The sequence below is a fragment of the Chamaesiphon sp. OTE_8_metabat_110 genome (assembly GCF_031382685.1).
In the GTDB taxonomy this organism is placed as follows: domain Bacteria; phylum Cyanobacteriota; class Cyanobacteriia; order Cyanobacteriales; family Chamaesiphonaceae; genus Chamaesiphon.
In genome coordinates this window covers 1-4,125 of sequence record NZ_JANMZA010000110.1, presented here as the reverse complement: position 1 = coordinate 4,125, position 4,125 = coordinate 1, and the positions used below count along the sequence as shown (strand labels likewise).

Below are 4,125 nucleotides of genomic sequence, written 5' to 3'. Positions count from 1 at the left end.
AACAAGCACATCATCCGCGCCGAACACTTCGACGTGATGAAAGATGGTGCGATCGTTTGTAACTCCGGTCACTTTGATATCGAAATCGATCTCAAAGCATTATCGAGCAAATCCTCTGGTGTCAGCACCGTCCGTAACTTCACTGAAGAGTACAAACTCAATAACGGTAAATCTATTATCGTCATCGGTGAAGGTCGGTTAGTCAACCTTGCAGCAGCAGAAGGTCATCCCAGCGCAGTCATGGACATGAGCTTCGCTAACCAAGCGATGGCTTGTGAATACCTCGTCAAAAACCGAGGCGAACTAACTCCAGGCATCCACTCTATCCCCGTCCATGTGGATAAGGAAATCGCCCGGATGAAGCTCGAAGCAATGGGCATCCAAATCGATACCCTGACAGCAGATCAAATCGATTACGCCAACTCTTGGACTTCTGGTACCTAGATATTAGATCTAAAGATTAGCTAGTTTTTAAAAAGCACAGGTCATAATTTGACCTGTGCTTTTTTGGTATAGCGGTTGGGACAGACAGCGATTGAAATCGCCGCTGGTGATGCAAAGTCCGCCTGCGCGGACGAAGATATTCAGTCCGCGCAGGCGGACTTCGCACTATTAGCACTGATTTCAATCGAGTGCGGTGCCAGAGCAGAGCCAATATCCTAAATCCGTTAGCGTTGGCGTAGCCTGCTGTAGGCACAGCCTCTCCCATGCGAGAAACTCACGTTAATTAGAAAATGTCCTAACCATCTTGGCGGTTGCCATACAGTATTTTGATGTGCGCTTAGATTTTTGTGCTATTCAGGTTTAGCGGTTTTCTTAATCCAGTTAAATAGTTGCTCTACAGTTAACCGAATCTCTTTCGCAAATTCTGGTATGGGTAAAACAGTATTTGGTTCATCGATAATTTGAAAATTTCGATCGATTCCCATCACAAATATCGATCGCTCTTTCGGGTCGATCGGCCAGCCCATTTGAGTACCATAAGCTAGGCAGTGATTGATATTTTTTAGTACTTTAGTAGTGCTTTGGTCTGGTGAAAGTATTTCAATCGTCCAGTCGGGAGGAATATTAAAGACATTTTCGATATCACCATCTTCATTACTGGGAATTCTATCATCTTCAAACACTGTCAAATCGGGCACGACCGATCTACCTCCAAAAGTACATCGCAATTCAGAAAAGGCTGTAGCAATTCCTTTTCTTCTGAGAGCTTGATTGATTTCCATCCCAAGTTCGAGTTGAATGATGCTATGTTGTCCTTGGGGCATAGGTTTTTGAATGATTTCACCATTGATGTATTCGCTGGCAGGCTTAGTATCTGGCAGCTCCAAGAACTCTGCTAGGGTGGTTTGTATAACTGGGGTCTGAACCATTTGTGACATGCTCCAAAAGTCTTATTAATATTATGCCTCACGGCTCGATCGGCAATCGGCGCAAGATAGAGTTTGCTAAAATAGATGTGTATTCACCTCTAAATCTTTCCGGCGATGAGCATCACGCTAAATTCCGAGCAAGAAACGATCGTCGCTAATTTAATCGCGACGGGTAGCTTCCAAACGGCTGACGAAGTACTTCAGGCAGCCTTAACCAGATTGGAGACAGAACGAGAATCTTATCAGTCGTGGGTAGTTCAGACTCGCGAGCAAGTAAGAGCAGGAATTGAATCTCTCGATCGAGGTGAAGGTGTTGACGGTGAGACGGCGGTGAATGACATCCTCGCAAAATTGCGACTTAATAAAGAGGTTAAAGAGTGAGTAGGTACACTATCTCACAACCTGCCATTCGCGATTTAGAGTCAATTTCAGCATACTTTGCGGATGTGAATGTTGAAGCAGGTGAAAAGTTTTTACAGGGATTTAACAAACGTTGCCAGCAGCTTATCAGCTTTTCTAATATCGGTCGTAGCTATGACGATTTACAAACTGGGTTGAGAGGGTTGCCTTTGGATGGCTACATTATCTTGTATCGAACCATGAATGACGAAATTGAGATCGTTCGTGTTGTTAATGGTCGCCAGGATTTAGGGTCGTTGTTCGAGCGACCCAACTAATACGATCGACGTTGTAACTACGTTTTTCTATGAGAAAAGCTAAAAGTTAATTACTCACCAGTCATTACGCGCAAGCGAATTGAGTTTTCACCGCTATCATCGAGGGGAACTTCGACGATTTCGCTGGAGAGGCGTTCGACGCAGGCAATAAGCGATCGCAAGTTGGGCGTACTGGCTCCTGTATCGACGTACAACCTGTCTACTAAGCTACCTAAGCGTTTCCAGGTCAGATAAAATTTGGTCATCGTCTGTTCCAATTGTGCGGCTTGCTTGAGCACATCGGCGGCGACGGGGAGACACCCGACGCGCATTGCTTCTTCGAGGGCGGTAGCGAGATCTACTTTAGAATCATTTAAGACTTGGACTTGTGCGCCAGCATCGAGATATTTGGAGAGACTGCGAGCATTGCTGGTGACGAGCTTGATATTGTCTACGTCGGGATTGGCGGCGATTTCTTCGCGGATGGCGAGTTGGTGGGCTTCGGGTAGTTTCTCCATTTCTTTGACTAATGGCGCGATGAAGCGCGGTGGAGTGGCCCCAGATGCGGCTTGCTCTTTGACTTCATCGGGAATTAGATCGGAACTCATTGCCATCCATTCGTCGGAGAGTTGACGGACTTCGCGGCGGGTAATGTAGTCGCCGCGTTCGGCGGCGTCGGTGACTAGCTGCTGGACTTCTGGGGAAGATTTAGCAGTTTCGACGAAGGCGCGTTTGCTAAAATTCTTGAGTGCTAGGGGCGAAAGTTCGCCATTTTCGAGAAGGGTATCGGCACTATTGGCAAGTTCGATCCAGGCGTAGGCTTGACTTTTACTCAGTTCGCGATCTTTGAGCCAGTTGAGAAAACCTTGTCCGCGTCCGTCGCCGCCTTTTTTCTCTTTATCGCGGACGGCTCGCAGGATTCTCCCGCGCCAGATTTCGGTTTGGAGATCGAATCTGTCGCAGACTGTCCACGCATCATCAACCCGCTGTCTAAAATCGAAGTCACCAACTGCTTCATCTTCAGGATCGGGCAAGTCGAAAGTCAGATCGGCATTAGTTTCTAACGCCTCTACAAGTTCGAGATCCGTAACAGAGCCAACTGAAGCAACCATCGATCGTCCTCAAGGTAAATTGAAAGCACCAAATAATTCTGACTCTGAGATATAAGAGTCGAAAAATTATCATACCATTAGGCACGATCGCGGTCGATCGATCTCCAGATTCTCAACTACCTAAATCAGCACCTTCTGAGGGACGATGAGTTGGATGCCATCGATCGATCTCATCTCGCCGATACCTAGACAACCATCTGCACTCATGACTTTGACATACCCGTCTAACTGTGAAGCTGTGGGAGTTAATTCGATGCCTGCAAGCGCCAACTGTTTGCCCTGACTCCAGAATTTGACTAGCTCCGCATCTACGAGTGTAGCTGAGGGCAAATGTGATAATGCTCGATCGGGTGAAATCGGTCTGAAAGTACCTGCTTGTTGTTGCTGTTCGAGTTCCTCTAGAGTGATGCTATCTGCCAATTGCAAGCCACAACTGGCATTTCGTTCTAAAAATGCTAAAACTCCTCTCGTGCCCAGCTTAGTGCCCAAATCGCGGGCGATCGAGCGAATATATGTGCCCCCACCACAAGCGATTTGCACTTCCACTTCGGGGAAGTCTCCAGGTGTCCAATTCAGGATATCAATTCGATCGATCTTCACCTGGCGGGTGGGTACTTCGATGACTTCGCCAGCGCGAGCGAGTTTATACAATCTTTGTCCGTTGACTTGAATCGCGCTATACATCGGCGGTGTCTGCACGATGTCGCCGATAAATTCGGTAAGTGTGTGGCGGATCTGTTCGATAGCTATGTCTGTGACTGGTTCGGAGTAAATCACCTCGCCTTCGAGATCGTCGGTGGTAGTTTGCACCCCCAGCCGGATGATGGCGCGATACGCTTTGCCTGTTGGTAAGTATTCTAATAGCCGCGTGGCTTTCCCGATCGCGATCGGGAGTACGCCGACTGCGGCTGGATCTAGTGTGCCACCATGTCCGACTTTTTTGGTCTGCAAAATCCGGCGGACTTTAGCAACACAATCATGTGA

The 4,125-nt window shown here is 47.6% G+C and carries 7 protein-coding genes; 4 read left to right on the top strand and 3 right to left on the bottom strand.

Translation table 11 applies throughout. The features are described from left to right. On the top strand, window positions 1-444 hold a 444-nt coding region (locus RMO52_RS03935), incomplete at its 5' end, for an adenosylhomocysteinase (protein WP_310411058.1). 75 nt (window positions 445-519) lie between these two features. Further along, window positions 520-663 (top strand): hypothetical protein, encoded by a 144-nt coding sequence (locus tag RMO52_RS03930; protein WP_310411055.1) that lies wholly within the window; start codon window positions 520-522, stop codon window positions 661-663. A gap of 131 nt (window positions 664-794) precedes the next feature. Here the strand turns inward: RMO52_RS03930 and RMO52_RS03925 are convergent, their stop codons facing one another. Beyond that, window positions 795-1,373 (bottom strand): Uma2 family endonuclease, encoded by a 579-nt coding sequence (locus tag RMO52_RS03925; RefSeq protein ID WP_309740123.1) that lies wholly within the window; start codon window positions 1,371-1,373, stop codon window positions 795-797. A 114-nt stretch (window positions 1,374-1,487) separates the two neighbouring features. Here RMO52_RS03925 and RMO52_RS03920 point away from each other — a divergent pair, with 114 nt between their 5' ends. Both RMO52_RS03920 and RMO52_RS03915 read left to right on the top strand, forming a co-directional pair. After that, on the top strand, window positions 1,488-1,754 hold the full coding sequence (locus RMO52_RS03920) for a type II toxin-antitoxin system ParD family antitoxin (protein ID WP_309740122.1): 267 nt from the start codon (window positions 1,488-1,490) through the stop codon (window positions 1,752-1,754). Beyond that, the gene (locus RMO52_RS03915) at window positions 1,751-2,050 is read left to right on the top strand and encodes a type II toxin-antitoxin system RelE/ParE family toxin (RefSeq protein WP_309740120.1); all 300 of its coding nucleotides are present in this window, start codon (window positions 1,751-1,753) and stop codon (window positions 2,048-2,050) included. The genes RMO52_RS03920 and RMO52_RS03915 overlap by 4 nt, the downstream gene beginning before the upstream one ends. A 50-nt stretch (window positions 2,051-2,100) precedes the next feature. On the opposite strand, the gene RMO52_RS03910 is transcribed toward RMO52_RS03915, so the two are convergent. Beyond that, a complete protein-coding gene (locus RMO52_RS03910) occupies window positions 2,101-3,141 on the bottom strand; it encodes a hypothetical protein (RefSeq protein ID WP_310411051.1) in 1,041 nt (346 codons plus the stop codon). Between the two features lie 120 nt (window positions 3,142-3,261). After that, a partial coding sequence (gene truB, locus RMO52_RS03905) for a tRNA pseudouridine(55) synthase TruB (protein ID WP_310411048.1) occupies window positions 3,262-4,125 on the bottom strand: 864 nt, incomplete at its 5' end.

Excerpts from the sequence above, each read along its gene's own strand:
- RMO52_RS03910 (WP_310411051.1), bottom strand. The coding sequence starts at position 3,141 with ATGGTTGCTTCAGTTGGCTCTGTTACGGATCTCGAACTTGTAGAGGCG.
- RMO52_RS03920 (WP_309740122.1), top strand. The coding sequence starts at position 1,488 with ATGAGCATCACGCTAAATTCCGAGCAAGAAACGATCGTCGCTAATTTA.
- RMO52_RS03925 (WP_309740123.1), bottom strand. The coding sequence starts at position 1,373 with ATGGTTCAGACCCCAGTTATACAAACCACCCTAGCAGAGTTCTTGGAG.